The 18501-nt window shown below is 41.0% G+C and carries 15 protein-coding genes; 8 read left to right on the top strand and 7 right to left on the bottom strand.

The genetic code is table 11. From position 1 onward, the window contains the following. Positions 1–234 precede the first annotated feature (234 nt). Together rpoB and rpoC are read left to right on the top strand one after the other, a co-directional pair. The gene (gene rpoB, locus Q0O89_RS00550) at positions 235–4263 is read left to right on the top strand and encodes a DNA-directed RNA polymerase subunit beta (RefSeq protein WP_135709991.1); all 4029 of its coding nucleotides are present in this window, start codon (positions 235–237) and stop codon (positions 4261–4263) included. A 100-nt stretch (positions 4264–4363) separates the two neighbouring features. Then, a complete protein-coding gene (gene rpoC, locus Q0O89_RS00545; protein WP_293729874.1) occupies positions 4364–8632 on the top strand; it encodes a DNA-directed RNA polymerase subunit beta' in 4269 nt (1422 codons plus the stop codon). Between the two features lie 64 nt (positions 8633–8696). Here rpoC and mutM read toward each other — a convergent pair whose 3' ends face one another. The 4 genes from mutM to radC form a co-directional block, all read right to left on the bottom strand. Next, on the bottom strand, positions 8697–9509 hold the full coding sequence (gene mutM, locus Q0O89_RS00540) for a bifunctional DNA-formamidopyrimidine glycosylase/DNA-(apurinic or apyrimidinic site) lyase (protein ID WP_293729873.1): 813 nt from the start codon (positions 9507–9509) through the stop codon (positions 8697–8699). A gap of 72 nt (positions 9510–9581) precedes the next feature. Further along, a complete protein-coding gene (gene rpmG / locus Q0O89_RS00535) occupies positions 9582–9752 on the bottom strand; it encodes a 50S ribosomal protein L33 (RefSeq protein ID WP_011978673.1) in 171 nt (56 codons plus the stop codon). Positions 9753–9763: 11 nt separating this feature from the next. Continuing rightward, complete coding sequence (rpmB, locus tag Q0O89_RS00530; protein WP_006251446.1) at positions 9764–10000, bottom strand: 50S ribosomal protein L28; 237 nt, start codon at positions 9998–10000, stop codon at positions 9764–9766. A 221-nt stretch (positions 10001–10221) separates the two neighbouring features. Next, entirely contained in the window at positions 10222–10884 is a 663-nt protein-coding gene (radC, locus tag Q0O89_RS00525; protein WP_293729872.1) for a DNA repair protein RadC, read from the bottom strand. 207 nt (positions 10885–11091) lie between these two features. On the opposite strand from radC, the gene coaBC reads away from it, so the two are divergent. Genes coaBC through crp form a run of 5 tightly spaced genes read left to right on the top strand, consistent with a single transcriptional unit; the run spans position 11092 to position 14353 of the window. After that, the gene (gene coaBC, locus Q0O89_RS00520; protein WP_293729871.1) at positions 11092–12300 is read left to right on the top strand and encodes a bifunctional phosphopantothenoylcysteine decarboxylase/phosphopantothenate--cysteine ligase CoaBC; all 1209 of its coding nucleotides are present in this window, start codon (positions 11092–11094) and stop codon (positions 12298–12300) included. Positions 12301–12315: 15 nt separating this feature from the next. Further along, positions 12316–12771, top strand: coding sequence for a dUTP diphosphatase (gene dut, locus Q0O89_RS00515; RefSeq protein WP_293729870.1), 456 nt, complete (start codon positions 12316–12318; stop codon positions 12769–12771). Positions 12772–12777: 6 nt separating this feature from the next. Then, positions 12778–13434 (top strand): nucleoid occlusion factor SlmA, encoded by a 657-nt coding sequence (gene slmA, locus Q0O89_RS00510; protein ID WP_135709998.1) that lies wholly within the window; start codon positions 12778–12780, stop codon positions 13432–13434. Then, a complete protein-coding gene (locus Q0O89_RS00505; protein ID WP_293729869.1) occupies positions 13431–13655 on the top strand; it encodes a YheU family protein in 225 nt (74 codons plus the stop codon). The genes slmA and Q0O89_RS00505 overlap by 4 nt, the downstream gene beginning before the upstream one ends. A 59-nt stretch (positions 13656–13714) precedes the next feature. Further along, complete coding sequence (crp, locus tag Q0O89_RS00500; RefSeq protein WP_293729943.1) at positions 13715–14353, top strand: cAMP-activated global transcriptional regulator CRP; 639 nt, start codon at positions 13715–13717, stop codon at positions 14351–14353. A 77-nt stretch (positions 14354–14430) separates the two neighbouring features. On the opposite strand, the gene recF is transcribed toward crp, so the two are convergent. From recF to dnaA, 3 genes are read right to left on the bottom strand one after another with little or no spacing between them, the layout of a single operon-like run. Then, a complete protein-coding gene (gene recF, locus Q0O89_RS00495; RefSeq protein WP_293729868.1) occupies positions 14431–15513 on the bottom strand; it encodes a DNA replication/repair protein RecF in 1083 nt (360 codons plus the stop codon). 25 nt (positions 15514–15538) lie between these two features. Continuing rightward, complete coding sequence (gene dnaN / locus Q0O89_RS00490) at positions 15539–16639, bottom strand: DNA polymerase III subunit beta (RefSeq protein WP_273395301.1); 1101 nt, start codon at positions 16637–16639, stop codon at positions 15539–15541. A gap of 9 nt (positions 16640–16648) precedes the next feature. After that, complete coding sequence (gene dnaA, locus Q0O89_RS00485) at positions 16649–18025, bottom strand: chromosomal replication initiator protein DnaA (RefSeq protein WP_293729867.1); 1377 nt, start codon at positions 18023–18025, stop codon at positions 16649–16651. A 330-nt stretch (positions 18026–18355) separates the two neighbouring features. Here dnaA and rpmH point away from each other — a divergent pair, with 330 nt between their 5' ends. Beyond that, positions 18356–18490 (top strand): 50S ribosomal protein L34, encoded by a 135-nt coding sequence (rpmH, locus tag Q0O89_RS00480; protein WP_005539760.1) that lies wholly within the window; start codon positions 18356–18358, stop codon positions 18488–18490. The last annotated feature ends 11 nt before the right edge of the window (positions 18491–18501 follow it).

Below are 18501 nucleotides of genomic sequence, written 5' to 3'. Positions count from 1 at the left end.
CTTTTTGTGTTGTTTAGCAATACAAAAATACTCACCGTTTTATTGCATAAAAATTAAGTTAAATCAGTCTGTTAGCTTAATGCAATCCGCTCATCAGAAGTAAGGTTCAGAGTGCGGGATCTGGAAACGGGTTCAAACATTGATTTGAAAAATACATAAGATTTTAACCGCACTTGCATGTCGGTAGTATTTTTCATTTCAACTCGGTCTCACTAAAAATTACAGGGAAAACCAATGGGTTACTCTTATACTGAGAAAAAACGTATTCGTAAAGACTTCGGTAAACGTCCGCAAGTTTTAAACGTACCTTATTTATTAACGATTCAATTAGATTCATTCGACAAATTTATTCAACGCGATCCGGAAGGTCAGCAAGGTTTAGAAGCCGCATTCCGTTCTGTGTTCCCAATTGTGAGCAATAATGGTTCAACAGAATTGCAATATGTGAGCTATAAATTAGGCGAGCCTGTATTTGACGTGCGTGAATGTCAAATCCGTGGCACAACTTTTGCCGCGCCACTTCGCGTTAAATTACGCCTTGTGAGCTATGATAAAGACGCTGCTCCAGGCACGATTAAAGACATCAAAGAACAAGATGTTTATATGGGCGAAATCCCATTGATGACCGAAAACGGTACTTTTGTGATTAATGGTACTGAACGTGTTATCGTTTCGCAATTACACCGTAGTCCGGGTGTGTTCTTTGATTCAGATAAAGGTAAAACTCATTCATCAGGTAAAGTGCTTTATAACGCACGTATTATTCCTTACCGTGGTTCTTGGTTAGATTTTGAGTTTGACCCGAAAGACAACTTATTTGCTCGTATTGACCGCCGCCGTAAATTACCGGCGACTATCATTTTGCGTGCATTAAACTATAGCACAGAAGAAATCTTAGATTTATTCTTCGATAAAGTTGTATTTGAAATCCAAGACAACAAACTTTTAATGGCGCTTGTACCGGAACGTTTACGTGGCGAAACAGCGACTTTTGACATTGAAGCCAATGGTAAAGTTTATGTTGAACGTGGTCGCCGTATTACGGCTCGTCACATTCGTGCCTTAGAAAAAGACAATATCACGCAAGTTGAAGTGCCAACAGATTACATCATTGGCAAAGTGGCAGCGAAAGATTATGTTGATCTTGAAACAGGCGAAATCATTTGTCCTGCTAATATGGAAATTAGCTTAGAGTTATTAGCCAAATTAGCGCAAGCCGGTTACACAACTATCGAAACCTTATTTACTAACGATTTAGATTTCGGTCCATATATTTCAGAAACCTTGCGCGTAGATCCATCTCACGACCGTTTAACGGCATTGGTTGAGATTTATCGTATGATGCGTCCGGGTGAGCCGCCAACAAAAGAAGCGGCAGAAGGTTTGTTTGACAACCTATTCTTCTCTCAAGAACGTTATGACTTATCCGCAGTAGGTCGTATGAAATTCAACCGTTCAATTGGTGTTGAAGAAGAAACAGGCAGCGGTGTATTAAGCAAAGAAGACATCGTTAGCGTGATGAAAAAATTAATCGACATTCGTAACGGTCGTGGTGAAGTGGATGATATTGACCACTTAGGTAACCGCCGTATCCGTTCAGTGGGTGAAATGGCTGAAAACCAATTCCGTATTGGTTTAGTACGTGTTGAACGTGCGGTGAAAGAGCGTCTTTCTTTAGGTGACTTAGATGCAGTGACACCACAAGATTTAATCAACGCAAAACCAATTTCAGCGGCTGTACGTGAATTCTTCGGTTCATCACAATTATCACAATTTATGGACCAAAATAACCCATTATCAGAAGTTACGCATAAACGCCGTATTTCTGCATTGGGTCCGGGCGGTTTAACGCGTGAACGCGCTGGCTTTGAAGTACGTGACGTACACACTACGCACTACGGTCGTGTGTGTCCAATCGAAACCCCTGAGGGTCCAAATATCGGTTTGATTAACTCATTGTCTGTTTATGCACGTACCAATGATTATGGTTTCTTAGAAACACCATATCGTAAAGTGGTTGATGGGCAAGTAACTGAAGAAATCGAATATTTATCTGCGATTGAAGAAGGTAAATATGTCATTGCGCAGGCTAACTCAAACTTAGATGAAAACTTCCGTTTTACCGATGCTTATGTTACCGCGCGTGGCGAACACGGTGAATCAGGTTTATATCGCCCTGAAGAAATTCACTATATGGACGTTTCTACACAACAAGTAGTTTCTGTAGCGGCAGCCTTAATCCCATTCCTTGAGCATGACGATGCGAACCGTGCGTTAATGGGTGCAAACATGCAACGTCAAGCAGTACCAACATTACGTGCGGATAAACCGTTAGTGGGTACAGGGATGGAAAAACCAATCGCCCTTGACTCCGGTGTTGCGGTGATTGCAAAACGTGGTGGTGTCATTCAATACGTTGATGCTTCACGTATCGTGGTAAAAGTAAACGAAGATGAAACCATCCCGGGTGAAGCAGGTATCGATATTTATAACCTGATTAAATACACCCGTTCAAACCAAAACACTTGTATTAACCAAATTCCTTGTGTGAACTTGGGTGAACCTGTTGGTCGTGGTGAGATCTTGGCAGATGGTCCGTCAACAGATTTAGGTGAATTAGCATTAGGTCAAAATATCCGTGTGGCATTCATGCCTTGGAACGGTTATAACTTTGAAGACTCAATGTTAGTGTCTGAACGTGTTGTTCAACAAGATCGTTTCACAACAATCCATATTCAAGAATTATCTTGCGTGGCGCGTGATACAAAATTAGGCGCAGAAGAAATTACTGCAGATATTCCGAATGTGGGTGAATCCGCGTTAAGCAAATTGGATGAATCAGGTATTGTTTATGTGGGTGCTGAAGTAAAAGGTGGCGACATCTTAGTAGGTAAAGTAACACCGAAAGGTGAAACCCAATTAACACCGGAAGAGAAACTTTTACGCGCGATCTTTGGTGAAAAAGCCTCCGATGTTAAAGATTCTTCATTACGCGTGCCTAACGGTACTTCAGGTACAGTTATTGACGTTCAAGTCTTTACGCGCGATGGCGTAGAGAAAGACAAACGTGCGCTTGAAATTGAAGAAATGCAATTAAAACAAGCGAAAAAAGACCTTGTTGAAGAATTAGAAATTTTAGAAGCAGGTTTATTCTCACGCGTTCGCCACTTATTAGTGGAAGGCGGTATTAATGAGAAAGAATTGGATAAATTAGACCGCACTAAATGGTTAGAACAAACCTTAAGTGATGAAGCGAAACAAAACCAATTAGAACAACTTGCAGAGCAATACGAAGAGTTACGCAAAGACTTCGAGCATAAACTTGAAGTGAAACGCGGTAAAATTATCCAAGGGGATGATTTAGCACCAGGCGTTCAAAAAGTGGTGAAAGTGTACTTGGCGGTGAAACGTCAAATTCAACCTGGGGATAAAATGGCGGGTCGCCATGGTAACAAAGGTGTTATCTCAAAAATTAACCCGGTTGAAGATATGCCATACGATGAAAACGGTCAACCTGTTGAAATCGTGTTGAACCCACTGGGCGTACCTTCACGTATGAACATCGGTCAGATCCTTGAAACGCACTTAGGTTTAGCGGCGAAAGGTATCGGTGACCAAATTAACGCAATGATCAAACAGCAACAATCTGTGGCGAAATTGCGTGAATATATCCAAAAAGCTTACGACTTAGGTGGCGGTTCACAAAAAGTAGATCTAAGCACATTTACAGACGAAGAAGTAATGCGCTTAGCTGAAAACTTGCGTAAAGGTTTACCGCTTGCAACACCAGTATTTGATGGTGCGCACGAAAGCGAAATTAAAGAGCTATTAAAACTGGGTGGATTACCGACTTCGGGTCAAATTACCTTGTACGATGGTCGTACAGGTGAGAAATTCGAGCGTCCGGTAACCGTAGGTTATATGTATATGCTCAAATTGAACCACTTAGTTGACGACAAAATGCATGCTCGTTCAACAGGTTCTTATAGTCTTGTTACACAACAACCATTGGGTGGTAAAGCGCAATTCGGTGGTCAACGTTTCGGTGAGATGGAGGTGTGGGCATTAGAAGCATACGGTGCTGCATACACATTACAAGAAATGTTAACCGTGAAATCCGATGACGTGAACGGCCGTACGAAGATGTATAAAAACATCGTGGGCGGTACCCACTATATGGAACCAGGTACGCCAGAGTCTTTCAATGTAATTATGAAAGAAATTCGCTCGCTTGGTCTTAACATTGACTTAGACGAAGAGTAATTTTCGTCAATAGCGACAAATCCGCGCAAAGTGCGGTCAAAAATCTTGTATTTTTTCAACCGCACTTTGAATATCTTTAACTCCGAGTGGAGCAAAATCTGTGAAAGATTTAGTTAATTTTTTAAAAGCGCAATCAAAAACAGCTGAAGATTTTGATGTGATTAAAATCGGTTTAGCCTCACCAGATATGATCCGTTCATGGTCATTTGGTGAAGTGAAAAAACCGGAAACCATTAACTACCGTACATTTAAACCAGAACGTGACGGTCTTTTCTGTGCGCGTATTTTCGGGCCGGTAAAAGATTACGAATGTTTATGTGGTAAATATAAACGTTTAAAACACCGTGGTGTGATCTGTGAAAAATGTGGTGTTGAAGTTACACAAACTAAAGTCCGCCGTGAGCGTATGGGGCATATTGAATTAGCCTCTCCGGTTGCACACATTTGGTTCTTAAAATCACTTCCGTCCCGTATCGGCTTATTATTAGATATGCCATTACGTGATATTGAGCGTGTGCTTTATTTTGAATCATATATTGTGATCGAGCCGGGTATGACTGATTTAGAAAAAGGTCAGTTATTAACCGAAGAGCAATATTTAGACGCTGAAGAACGTTGGGCAGATGAATTCGATGCGAAAATGGGGGCGGAAGCTATCCAAGCCATTTTACGCAATATGGATTTAGAGCATGAATGTGAAACCTTACGTGAAGAGTTACAAGAAACCAACTCAGAAACGAAACGTAAGAAAATCACCAAACGTTTGAAATTATTAGAAGCTTTCATTCAATCCGGTAACAAACCGGAATGGATGGTAATGACCGTATTACCGGTTCTTCCACCGGATTTACGTCCGTTAGTCCCATTGGACGGTGGTCGTTTTGCCACTTCAGATTTGAATGATTTATATCGCCGTGTAATTAACCGTAACAACCGTTTAAAACGTCTTCTAGACTTAATCGCGCCGGATATTATCGTACGTAACGAAAAACGTATGTTACAAGAATCTGTGGATGCGTTGTTAGATAACGGTCGCCGCGGTCGTGCGATCACCGGTTCAAATCGCCGTCCATTAAAATCACTTGCGGATATGATCAAAGGTAAACAAGGTCGTTTCCGTCAAAACTTATTAGGTAAACGTGTTGACTATTCCGGTCGTTCTGTAATCACCGTAGGTCCATACTTACACCTACACCAATGTGGTTTACCGAAAAAAATGGCGTTGGAATTATTCCGTCCGTTTATCTATGCGAAATTAGAAAGCCGTGGTTATGCAACAACCATTAAAGCGGCGAAGAAAATGGTTGAGCGTGAAGACGCTATCGTATGGGATATTCTTGCGGATGTAATTCGTGAACATCCAATTTTATTAAACCGTGCGCCAACCTTGCACCGTTTAGGTATCCAAGCCTTTGAGCCAATCTTAATTGAAGGTAAAGCGATCCAGTTACACCCGCTTGTTTGTGCGGCGTTTAACGCGGACTTCGATGGTGACCAAATGGCGGTTCACGTTCCGTTGACATTAGAAGCGCAATTAGAAGCGCGTGCATTAATGATGTCAACCAACAACATTTTATCACCGGCAAGTGGTGAGCCGATTATCGTGCCTTCACAAGACGTGGTATTAGGTCTTTACTATATGACACGCGATAAAGTGAACGGTAAAGGCGAAGGTATGTTGTTACAAGACCCACGTGAAGCAGAAAAAGCCTATCGTACAGGTCAAGCGGAATTACATTCTCGCGTTAAAGTTCGTATTACCGAACACGAGAAAAACGAAGCCGGTGAATGGGTTGCAAAAACAACTTTAACGGATACGACTGTTGGTCGAGCTATTTTATGGATGATCGCACCAAAAGGGATGCCATTTAGCTTGTTTAACCAAACCTTAGGCAAAAAAGCGATTTCAAAATTAATCAATGAATGCTATCGCCGCTTAGGAATGAAAGAAAGCGTGATGTTCGCAGACCATATTATGTACACCGGTTTTGCTTACGCGGCACGTTCAGGTTCATCTGTTGGTATCGATGATATGGTGATTCCTGAGAAGAAATATGAAATTATTTCTGCAGCAGAAGCTGAAGTGGCAGAGATTCAAGAACAGTTCCAATCAGGTCTTGTAACCGCCGGTGAGCGTTATAACAAAGTCATCGATATTTGGGCTGCGGCAAATGAACGCGTAGCGAAAGTGATGATGGAAAACCTTTCAACGGAAGAAGTGCTCAACCGTGAAGGTAACCCTGAAAAACAAGCGTCATTCAACAGTATCTTTATGATGGCAGACTCGGGTGCGCGTGGTTCTGCGGCACAGATTCGTCAGTTAGCCGGTATGCGTGGTTTGATGGCACGTCCGGACGGTTCGATTATCGAAACCCCAATTACTGCGAACTTCCGTGAAGGTTTGAACGTATTACAGTACTTTATTTCAACCCACGGTGCGCGTAAAGGTTTGGCGGATACCGCGTTAAAAACAGCGAACTCAGGTTACTTAACACGCCGTTTAGTTGACGTAGCACAAGACTTAGTGATTACAGAAGACGACTGTGGTACACACGAAGGTATTCAAATGATGCCATTAATTGAAGGTGGCGATGAAAAAGTACCATTACGTGAATTAGTATTAGGTCGCGTGGTTGCTGAAGATGTCTTCAAACCGGGTACGGAAGAAGTCTTAATTCCACGTAACACATTGATTGACGAAAACTGGTGTAACATCATTGATGAAAACTCAGTAGATAGCATCAAGGTGCGTTCAGTGGTTACTTGTGACACAGACTTTGGTGTGTGTGCGAAATGTTACGGTCGTGACTTGGCACGCGGTCACTTGATTAACCAAGGTGAAGCAGTGGGTGTTATTGCGGCACAATCTATCGGTGAACCGGGTACACAGTTAACCATGCGTACGTTCCATATCGGTGGTGCGGCATCTGCGGCAGCGAAAGAATCAAGCGTACAGGTGAAAAACAACGGTACAATTCGTTTAGCGAATATTAAATCGGTGACCAACCACGAAGGTAAATTAGTTTTAACGTCTCGTAATACAGAATTAACCGTTATCGATGCATTCGGTCGTACAAAAGAACACTATAAATTACCTTATGGTGCAACGTTAAACAAAGTTGATGGTGCAGAAGTCAATGCGGGTGAAACTGTTGCAAACTGGGATCCGCATACAATGCCGGTGGTTTCTGAAGTTGCAGGTTTCGTGAAATTTGTTGATATTATTGATGGTTTAACAGTAAGCCGTCAAACAGATGAATTAACAGGTTTATCATCAATCTTAGTCCAAGATGTGGGTGAACGTGCGACAGCAGGTAAAGACTTACGTCCGGCGATCAAATTAGTTGACGCTAAAGGCAACGATATTTTAATCGCAGGCACAGACGTAGTTGCTCAATACTTCTTACCGGGTAAAGCCATTGTTACTTTAGATGATGGTGCGGAAATCAAAGTGGGTGATCCACTTGCACGTATTCCACAAGAATCTGTGGGAACAAAAGATATTACCGGTGGTCTTCCACGCGTAGCAGACTTATTCGAAGCACGTAAACCGAAAGAGCCGGCAATCTTAGCGGAAATTTCAGGTATCGTGTCATTCGGTAAAGAAACCAAAGGTAAACGCCGTCTATTAATTACCCCAACAGATGGTGGCGAAACTTACGAAGAAATGATTCCAAAATGGCGTCAGCTCAACGTATTCGAAGGCGAAATGGTACAACGTGGCGACTTGATCTCTGATGGTGCAGAAGCACCGCATGATATCTTACGCTTACGTGGTGTTCACGCTGTAACGGAATACATCGTTAACGAAGTGCAAGAAGTTTACCGCTTACAAGGGGTAAAAATTAATGATAAGCACATCGAAGTAATCGTTCGTCAAATGTTACGTAAAGCGGTCATTACCAATGCTTACGATTCTGAATTCTTAGAAGGTGAGCAAGTGGAAGTAGCACGTATTAAAATTGTTAACCGTAAACGTGCTGCGGAAGGCAAACCGTTGGTTGAATTCGAACGTGAATTGCTTGGTATTACCAAAGCATCATTGGCAACTGAGTCATTTATCTCAGCGGCATCGTTCCAAGAAACCACACGTGTTCTTACCGAAGCAGCCGTTGCAGGTAAACGCGATGAATTACGTGGCTTAAAAGAGAACGTGATTGTAGGTCGTTTAATCCCGGCAGGTACAGGTTTTGCGTATCACCAAAACCGTATTAAAAACCGTGCTGCAGGATTTGAAGCGCATGAAGAACCTGAAGTGAAATTCTCAGCGGCAGATGAAGCTGAAATTGAAGCAGAGTTCAACATCATTGCTGAAGATGATCCAACAGCAAGCCTAGCAGAAATGCTTAATATGGCTGACGATGAGTAATCATAAAAGCTAATAAAATCCCCTGAAATTTGATTTCAGGGGATTTTTTATTGAAGAAAGAAATTTATTTCTTTTGGCATTTCGGGCAAATATAGCTATTCCGTTGCCCAATCACTAAACTTTCAATTTTATGACCGCACTTCGGGCAAGGTTCACCTTTCTTGCCATAAATTTGTAATTCTTGCGCAAAATACCCAGGTTTCCCATCTGGTTGTAGAAAATCTTTTAATGTTGTGCCACCTTGTTGAATGGCTCGAGTGAGTTCAGTTTTGATGGTCTGTGCTAATGCTTCTGCGTCTTGCTTGGTTATTTTTCCAGCTGGTTTTTCAGGGTGAAGTCCACAGTAAAATAAGACTTCGTTAGCGTAAATATTACCAACACCGACTACCACCGCGTTATCCATTAGAAATGATTTAAGTGCGGTGGATTTTTGTCGCGATTTTTTGAACAGATATTCTGCATTAAATTTATCAGAAAGTGGCTCAGGGCCAAGTTTGGCAAACAGATGAAAGGTATCCAAATTTGTTGTCCATAACCATGCGCCAAAGCGTCTAGGATCGTTATAACGCATGATTTTTCCATTATTCATCACTATATCAAGGTGATCGTGCTTTTCTATAGGCGTGGAGGCTGTCACAATGCGTACAGAGCCTGACATGCCTAAGTGGCCGATGATAAATCCTTTTTCTGTGTGAATAATGAGATATTTAGCTCGGCGTGAAAGTGCGGTCACTTTTTGGTGAGAAATTTGAGCTAATTCAGGGCTAACGTCCCAACGTAATTTAGGCTGCCTAATGATAATTTTTTCGATGAAAAAATCTTTGAGATAAGGGGCAATTCCATTTTTTGCCGTTTCGACTTCGGGTAATTCTGGCATAACTTTTCCTAGCGAGTAGATAATAAAAAACCCGAATTTACATTCGGGCTTCTTAATTCGTTTAAAACTAAATTATTTGATTTTAGCTTCACGATAGATAACGTGTTTACGCACAACCGGATCAAATTTTTTGATTTCCATTTTTTCCGGCATATTACGTTTGTTTTTATCTGTTGTGTAGAAGTGACCGGTTTCTGCTGAAGAAACTAAACGGATTTTCTCACGAGCGCCTTTAGCTGCCATTTCTTAGCTCCTTAGATTTTTTCGCCACGAGCACGGATTTCAGCTAATACTGCATCAATGCCTTTTTTATCAATAATACGCATACCTTTCGCTGTTAAGCGTAAAGTTACGAAACGGTTTTCGCTCTCAACCCAGAAACGGTGAGTGTGAAGGTTTGGAAGAAAACGACGTTTAGTCGCATTCATTGCGTGTGAACGGTTGTTACCAACTGCTGGACGCTTGCCTGTTACTTGACAGACTCTAGACATAATAATCTCCAATAATTAAATATAAGCTCGAGCTTACGGTTCGGATACAAGTTCAAGGAAAGCCTTGAGAGCCACCTCGTCAGGTCGCTAGTCGCCGACCCGCTTACTATATTAAAGGTCGCAAATTATACTTGCTTTATTCTGTTTTCTCAAGGGGAAAATAGCTTTTCCATTAAAAACCGCGAAATTTTACACGAAAACGCATGAAGATCCAACAATTCTTATAACCAACCCTGTTCTGCAAAGGAAAAGTAGCTGCCTTTACCGATGACAAAATGATCTAAGATGCGGATTTCCATTAGTTCAGCCGCATTTTTGATCTTTTCGGTAATCTGTTGATCTGAACGACTTGGCTCGGCTAAACCAGAGGGATGATTATGCGCAAGAATTAATGCGGCAGCGTTGCAATAAAGGGCGGTTTTAATGATTTCACGCGGATAAACGCCGGCGGCATTAATGGTGCCAAGGAACATTTCTTCTGTTTTGATTAAGCGATGTTGATTATCTAAAAACAATACCAGAAACACTTCCCTTTCTCGATGTTCCAATTCAGTTTGCAAATACATTCTTGCGGTATTGGGATCGGTAAATTCATGGGCAAATTTTAATTCGTCAAGTAAATAACGCTTTGTCATTTCTGTGCAGGCTTGTAGTTGGATATATTGTGTAATCCCAATACCTTTAAATGTGCAAAATTCTTTTTGGGATGAAGTAATTAAACCTCGTAATGATCCAAAATGTTCAAGGACATTTTGAGAGAGTTGCATCACGGGGCAATTTTTTATGCCTGTGCGCAAAAATATGGCGAGTAATTCGTGATCAGCAAGGGAATTGGCGCCATATTGCAGCAATTTTTCCCTAGGCATCAAAGAGGGATTTGTCATAAAAATTCCTAATATATTAATATGTTGGAGGCGGCTTTTTTATTGAAAGATAAACCGCCACTCGTTCTTTATGCAAGATAAATAAACGGAAAAAGAAAGGCGAGAGCGTGGCAGAAAATTTGGAATTAAGATCACAAAATTAAATGTTTTCTTGATAAAAATTAAAGTACAATGGTCAGTTCAGTAAGAAGTGAAAAAGGACTAACAATGTCAGATTTGCAAGGGAAACGAGTGGTTGTCGGTATTACAGGCGGAATTGCTGCCTATAAAACCATTGAGTTAATTCGTTTATTACGTAAGGCAGACGCAGAAGTGCGGGTCGTATTAACCCCCGCTGCAGCGGAATTTGTAACACCTTTAACGTTGCAAGCCATTTCAGGAAATCCCGTTTCACAATCTTTATTAGATCCATCTGCAGAATTATCCATGGGGCATATTGAGCTCGCAAAATGGGCGGATATTGTTGTGGTTGCCCCCGCAACGGCGGATTTTATTGCGCGTATGACTGTGGGGATGGCAAATGATTTATTATCAACCCTTTGCCTAGCCGCCGCTGCACCGATTCTGCTTGCGCCTGCGATGAATCAACAAATGTATGCACAAACGGTGACACAAGAAAATATTGCTAAGCTGATTCAACGTGGCGTGAAATTTATTGGCCCGAATTCAGGGGCGCAAGCTTGTGGTGATGTGGGCGCAGGGCGTATGTCCGAACCGGCTGAAATTTTTACCGCACTTTGTGAATATTTCAGCACTCAAAAAGATTTGCTGGGATTAACGGTAGCCATTACGGCGGGCCCAACGCAAGAAGCCATTGACCCGGTTCGCTATATTAGCAATCATAGCTCAGGGAAAATGGGCTATGCGATTGCACAAGCTTTTGCGGAACGTGGTGCGGAAGTAACCCTAATTAGTGGACCGGTTAATTTACCAACGCCAGCGCATGTGAATCGTATCAATGTGATTTCCGCCCAAGAAATGTGGCAAGTTGCTATGGAAAGTGCGGTGAAAAATCAGCTATTTATTGGTTGTGCTGCGGTGGCGGATTATCGAATGGCGGAAATTTCGACACAAAAAATCAAGAAAACCGGCGATAATGATGAACTGACTTTACGTTTGGTTAAAAATCCTGACATTATTGCGAGTGTCGCCGCACTTGATGAACAGCGTCCATTTGTGGTAGGTTTTGCAGCGGAAACACAAAATGTGGAAGCATATGCGAAGGACAAATTGCAGCGAAAAAATTTAGATATGATTTGTGCCAATAGTGTGGCGGGCGGTGCGGTCTTTGGTGAAGATCAGAATGCTTTACATTTATTTTGGAAAGATGGTGAGAAATTATTGCCAACTTGCTCAAAAACCAAATTGGCGCAAGGCTTAGTACAAGAAATTGTTGAACGATTTATAACCCGATAAGAGAACAAAGAAGAAATGAAAAAAATTGACGTTAAAATTTTAGATAGCCGTATTGGCAATGAATTTCCTTTACCCACTTATGCCACTACAGGGTCTGCAGGGTTGGATTTACGCGCTTTAGTTGAAGAAGGATTTGAAATTCAACCGGGTGAAACAAAATTGATCCCAACAGGGTTATCGATTTATATCGCTGATCCGAATTTAGCGGCAGTTATTTTGCCCCGCTCGGGTTTAGGTCATAAAAATGGGATTGTATTGGGGAACTTAGTGGGCTTGATTGATAGCGATTATCAAGGGCCGTTAATGGTCTCTATATGGAATCGTGGTCAAGAGCCGTTTCGTGTGGAAATTGGTGATCGTATTGCTCAATTAGTTTTTGTGCCTGTTGTACAAGCAGAATTTAATATTGTTGAAGATTTTGAGCAAACCGATCGTGGTGAAGGTGGTTTTGGTCATTCGGGTAAGAAATAAGAATTCATGGTAGAAGAACAACTTGAAATTGCGGTTATTGAACCAGCGCCTTTAGAAACGAAAGCACCTAAAATCGAGAAACGAAGTGTGAATGAACGCCGTCAACAAGTGTTAGCGGTGTTGACCAGCATGCTTCATTCTGAAAATGGTATGGAACGTATGACGACAGCACGCCTTGCAGAAGCCGTTGGTGTTTCTGAAGCGGCGCTTTATCGTTATTTCCCAAGCAAAACGAAAATGTTTGAAGCGTTGCTTGATAATATTGAGCAGAATTTGTTTACGCGAATTTCTCAATCCATCAGAATGGAAACCAATACGGTAAATCGCGTGCGTGATATTATGCAGATGATTTTAGACTTTGCGCGTAAAAATCCGGGTTTAACGCGAGTATTAACAGGACATGCGTTGATGTTTGAAGATGCCAAATTGCAAGCGCGAGTCGCTCAGTTTTTTGATCGTTTAGAATTGCAATTTGTGAATATTCTACAAATGAGTAAATTGCGAGAAGGGCGAACATTTGCTATGGATGAGAAAACCTTGGCAACTTATTTGGTTACTCTATGTGAAGGGCAATTTATGCGTTATGTGCGCACCAATTTCCGCCGTACGCCAAACCAAAGCTTTGAACAGCAATGGAAACTGATTGAGCTGTTATTTCAATGATTATTCCTTGGCAAGAATTAGATCAGGACACTTTACGTAATATCGTAGAAAGTGTGGTTTTACGTGAAGGGACTGATTACGGCTTTGAAGAGCTTTCTTTGGAGCAAAAAGTGCAACGATTGCTAACGTTAATCCGCAATGGAACTGCAGTTATCGTTTGGTCTGAGTTGCATGAAACAATTGATATAAAAAACAAAGATGACTTCTTAGGGAAATACTAAGAACGATTGCATATTATAATGGAGTGTTATCAATGCAAGATTTAGAAATGATGAGATCAATGGAAGAGCAGTCAATTTCCACGTTCATTGATCCAACAATTGATTGGTTTATTTCTCACTGTCATATTCATAAATATCCAACGAAAACTACGTTGATTCATGCAGGTGAGAAAGCTGATACACTTTATTATCTGGTTAAAGGTTCGGCCATTGTTATGGTAAAAGATGAGGAAGGCAAAGAAATGATTTTGTCTTACTTAAATGAAGGAGAATTTTTTGGTGAAGTTGGGCTGTTTGAAGAAAACCAAACACGCTCGGCCTCAGTAAAAGCACGCACAACCTGTGAAATTGCGGAAGTATCTTATAAAAAATTCCGTCAATTAATTCAGGTCAACCCTGAGATTTTGATGCATTTAACGGCACAGTTATCTCATCGTTTACAAAACACTTCGCGTCAAGTGACTAATTTGGCATTTTTGGATGTAGCAGGCCGCATTGCCCAGACTTTGATTAACTTATCAAAAATGCCTGATGCTATGACCCATCCAGACGGTATGCAAATTAAAATTACACGCCAAGAGATTGGTCAGATGGTGGGTTGTTCGCGTGAAACAGTAGGTAGAATTCTGAAAATGTTAGAAGATCAAAATCTCATTGCAGCGCATGGGAAAACAATTGTGGTATTCGGAACACGTTAGTCACGGTTTGTGCTCAAACAGAAAAGTGCGGTCAAATTCTTACGAGATTGACCGCACTTTTTTCGTGAAATATAGCCCTAACTGATAGGCTTAATGAAGCCATTGTTGACGGAAAAGAGACGATGCTTTTCAGGCTGCATTTGTTTCAGCTGTTCCGGTGTAATGGCAGTCACAAAAACCTGTGAATGGCTTTGTTGTAATCGCTCGGCGAGTAAAGCACGTTTGGTTTCATCTAGCTCAGAGGCAAAATCATCGATGAGAAAAATACAAGAGCGTTCTTTTTCTTGCATTAAATGTTCTCCCTGAGCTAAGCGTAATGCACACATTAGCAGTTTTAATTGCCCCCGTGATAATACATCTTCAACAGGCAACCCATTGGCTTTAAAGCGAAAATCTGCTTTTTGTGGGCCGGCAAAAGTGTAACCTAGATGCTTATCTCGTTCAAAGTTATCACGTAATAAATCCATATAATCGGTATTTTTATCCCAACCTTGATGAAAACTCACATTGATTTCTAGTTCAGGCAGGAAAAGCTGACAGGTACGCTCAATATCAGATCGTAATGCTTCCGCATATTGAGCACGCCAATGGCTGACTTGGTGTGCTAATTTAGCGAGTTCTACATCCCAAATTTTTAGCTGATTGTAGTCAAAGGTTTGATGGAGTGCCGCATTACGCTGTTTTAATAAACGATTGAGTGACGACCAAGCGGCATGAAAAGCGGGCTGGTGGTGGAATAATCCCCAATCTAGGAAAGCACGGCGGTAGCTTGGGCCGCCATTGAGTAGGGTTAAACCTTCCGGTGTAATGATTTGCATGGGCAGCAAATGGGCAAGATCAGAAATTTTATTTCCCTCTTCTCCGTTAATTTTTACGAGAGTATTGCCTTCTTTCCGTTGTTTTTGCAATCCCACAGACCATTGATGTTGTTGCTCTTGAATTCGTCCGTGTAGGGTAAAATGTGGTTGATCGTAAGAAATAATGCGCGTAGTAACTGCACTTTTGAATGAACGCCCATGCCCAAGGTAGAAAATACTTTCTAACAAACTGGTTTTGCCACTGCCATTATTTCCCACCAAAAAGTTAAAGCCGTGGTCAAATTCAAGATCCACGGCGGTGAGATTTCGGAAGTGTTCGATAATTAAACGGGAAATTGCCATAAAGTGCGGTGAAATTGTCTGAGATTTATAATTTCATCGGCATAATTACATATTCTGCACTGTTGTCTGCAATATCTTCCACCAAACAACTTGATGAAGCATCCGTTAAACGAACACGTACACGTTGTGACTTAATCGCATTTAGCACATCTAAGACATAGCTCACATTAAAGCCGATTTCCATTGGTTCGCTCGTGTAGGCAACATCAATCATTTCTTCCACTTCTTCCTGTTCAGGGTTGCGCGCTGTGATTTTGAGCTGATTATTGGCTAACTCTAAACGCACAGTGCGGACTTTTTCACTGGATAAAATGGAGGCGCGGACAAAAGCTTGTTTTAAGCTTTCCCAATCCGCTTCTAAAATCCGATCCGCATTGCGTGGTAGAACGCGTCTATAATCAGGGAAGCGTCCATCAATTAATTTAGAGGTGAAGATAACAGAGCCTAATTGAACACGTAGATTATTTGTACCAATTTGTACACGAGCAGGGATCTCACTACTTGGATCAAGTAATCGAGCTAATTCCAACACGCCTTTTCTTGGCAAAATAACAGAATAATTTTGCAGATCTTGCTCTAATTCAATGGTACAAACTGCAAGACGGTGACCATCTGTCGCTACCGTTCGCAATAGATTACCTTCTGTCTCAAACTTCATTCCGTTTAAGAAATAGCGCGCGTCATTGTTTGCCATGGAAAATTGCGTGGCGTCAATTAAACGGCGTAAATTGGCTTGTGACACAGTGAAATCCACTTCCGATTGCCAATCCGTTAAGTTCGGATATTCTTCGGCAGGAAAAGTCGCCAAATTAAATTTGGTGCGTTCAGAACGAATAATGGCGCGATCTTCTTCAAAATCCACATTAATAATGGCATTTTCGTGTAAACTACGACAAATATCTAAGAATTTTTTAGCAGGAATGGTGACATCACCGTTGGCTTCATTATCTAATTGCGCTGTGGTCGAAAGTTCAACCTCTAAATCTGTACCGGTAATAGTGAGTTGATTACCACGAATTTGCAGTAACACATTATTGAGCACAGGAATATTGGGGCGGTTGCTTAACACGCCACAAACTTGCTGTAATGGTTTTAACAGATTTTCTTTTGAAACGATAAGCTGCATAGTATTTCCTTATGCTGATAAAGTACGGACTAAGTTAGACCAATCTTCTTGTAAATTAGTATCTTCTTCACGAAGTTCTGCAATTTTATCACAGGCATACATCACTGTGGTATGATCCCGATCACCAAAATTCTTGCCAATTTCAGGGAAACTACGGTTCGTTAATTCTTTCGCTAACGCCATCGCTACTTGGCGTGGACGAGCCAATGAACGCAGTCGGCTTTTTGATTTTAAATCAGAGACTTTAATTCGATAGTATTCGGCAACCACTTTTTGAATATTTTCGATAGTGACTAATTTTTCTTGTAAGGCAAGCATATCCTTTAATGTTTCACGAGCAAAATCTAAAGTGATTGGTCGGCCTGTAAATTCAGCATTAGCATGAACACGATTGAGCGCGCCTTCCAATTCACGTACGTTAGCACGTAATTTTTGTCCAATAAAGAAAGCCACTTCTTCCGGTAGATTTATTTGGCGTTCTTCGGCTTTTTTCATCAAAATTGCCACACGCGTTTCTAATTCAGGCGGTTCAATTTGCAAGGTTAGGCCAACACCAAAACGAGAGGTTAAGCGTTCTGTAAAGTTATCAATAGCCTTCGGTAATTTGTCCGAGGTTAAAATAATCTGACGTCCACCTTCAAATAAGGAATTGAAAGTATGAAAAAATTCTTCTTGTGTTCCGTCTTTGCCTGCAAAAAATTGAATATCATCAATCAGTAATACATCGAGGGAACGATAGAATTTTTTAAACTGTTCAATGCGTTCGCTGCGTAATGCTTTTACCATTTGTTGTACATAACGTTCGGAGTGAATGTAAACAATACGTGTGTTGGGATTATCCGCTAAAATCGCATTGCCAATAGCATGGAGTAAGTGGGTTTTACCCAACCCCGAACTGCCGTATAAAAATAATGGATTAGCCATAGTATCGCCTGGGTTTTTAGCGACTTTTAAACCTGCCGAGCGTGCTAATTGATTGGATTTTCCGCCCACAAAGTTGTCGAAAACATAATTTGGATTTAAGTTTGTACGAAACTCTGTTTGCTCTAAATCTTGGCTTGTATTGACCGCACTTTGTGTCGGTGATGGTTGCTCTTGTACAGGTGTTGTCGGCACTTTAGGGGCGGCAGGTTTTACGCCTTCCACTAATTTAATAACTAAATGAGGATTTTGACTCAATTCTTGTGCGGTTTTGATAATTTTATCTAAGAAGTGTTTCTCTACCCAATTTTTTACAAATATATTTGATGCATATAGTGTAATTTGGTTTGTATTATTGACATCAGCTTGTAGCGGACGTAGCCACATGTTGAGATCATTGGCAGACACTTGATCTTGTAGTATTGATAAACAATTTGCCCAAAGAGATGAAAGTTGGTGTTCCATTTTAGCTTTATTATAAGTGAGTTATAGAAAATGGCACATAAAAGTGCGGTCGAATATAGGGGAGATTTTACAATAAAATCAAGAAAAGATCTTCTCTCAAAGATCAAAAAAATGACTTGAGATTTTCCCCGAAAAACGTATAATTCGCCGCGCTAATTGAGATAAAGAGAAAATTCTTCTATTTCTAATTTGACGAACGGGCATTTTAACAGTAAAATTCCGTTCCTATTTTTGAATAACCTTGTTTTCAAGTAATATGTTTTGTTCGCTTTGATTCTCAGTGCGAATAAAGCGATCAATACAAACACTTTTGATTTAGGTAGATTTAACATGAAACGTACATTTCAACCATCTGTATTAAAACGTAGCCGTACTCACGGTTTCCGTGCTCGTATGGCAACTAAAAACGGCCGTCAAGTTTTAGCTCGTCGTCGTGCTAAAGGTCGTAAAAGTTTATCAGCTTAATTTTTCACTTT

It is taken from the genome of uncultured Actinobacillus sp. (genome assembly GCF_945915845.1).
Classification (GTDB): Bacteria; Pseudomonadota; Gammaproteobacteria; order Enterobacterales; family Pasteurellaceae; genus Exercitatus.
The sequence above is the reverse complement of the archived record's forward strand: the minus strand, read 5'-3'. Positions and strand labels throughout refer to the sequence as shown.

Coding starts and splice junctions, on each gene's coding strand:
- rpoB (WP_135709991.1), top strand. CDS start 235: ATGGGTTACTCTTATACTGAGAAAAAACGTATTCGTAAAGACTTCGGT.
- mutM (WP_293729873.1), bottom strand. CDS start 9,509: ATGCCAGAATTACCCGAAGTCGAAACGGCAAAAAATGGAATTGCCCCT.
- rpmG (WP_011978673.1), bottom strand. CDS start 9,752: ATGGCAGCTAAAGGCGCTCGTGAGAAAATCCGTTTAGTTTCTTCAGCA.
- rpmB (WP_006251446.1), bottom strand. CDS start 10,000: ATGTCTAGAGTCTGTCAAGTAACAGGCAAGCGTCCAGCAGTTGGTAAC.
- radC (WP_293729872.1), bottom strand. CDS start 10,884: ATGACAAATCCCTCTTTGATGCCTAGGGAAAAATTGCTGCAATATGGC.
- coaBC (WP_293729871.1), top strand. CDS start 11,092: ATGTCAGATTTGCAAGGGAAACGAGTGGTTGTCGGTATTACAGGCGGA.
- dut (WP_293729870.1), top strand. CDS start 12,316: ATGAAAAAAATTGACGTTAAAATTTTAGATAGCCGTATTGGCAATGAA.
- slmA (WP_135709998.1), top strand. CDS start 12,778: ATGGTAGAAGAACAACTTGAAATTGCGGTTATTGAACCAGCGCCTTTA.
- Q0O89_RS00505 (WP_293729869.1), top strand. CDS start 13,431: ATGATTATTCCTTGGCAAGAATTAGATCAGGACACTTTACGTAATATC.
- crp (WP_293729943.1), top strand. CDS start 13,715: ATGGAAGAGCAGTCAATTTCCACGTTCATTGATCCAACAATTGATTGG.
- recF (WP_293729868.1), bottom strand. CDS start 15,513: ATGGCAATTTCCCGTTTAATTATCGAACACTTCCGAAATCTCACCGCC.
- dnaN (WP_273395301.1), bottom strand. CDS start 16,639: ATGCAGCTTATCGTTTCAAAAGAAAATCTGTTAAAACCATTACAGCAA.
- dnaA (WP_293729867.1), bottom strand. CDS start 18,025: ATGGAACACCAACTTTCATCTCTTTGGGCAAATTGTTTATCAATACTA.
- rpmH (WP_005539760.1), top strand. CDS start 18,356: ATGAAACGTACATTTCAACCATCTGTATTAAAACGTAGCCGTACTCAC.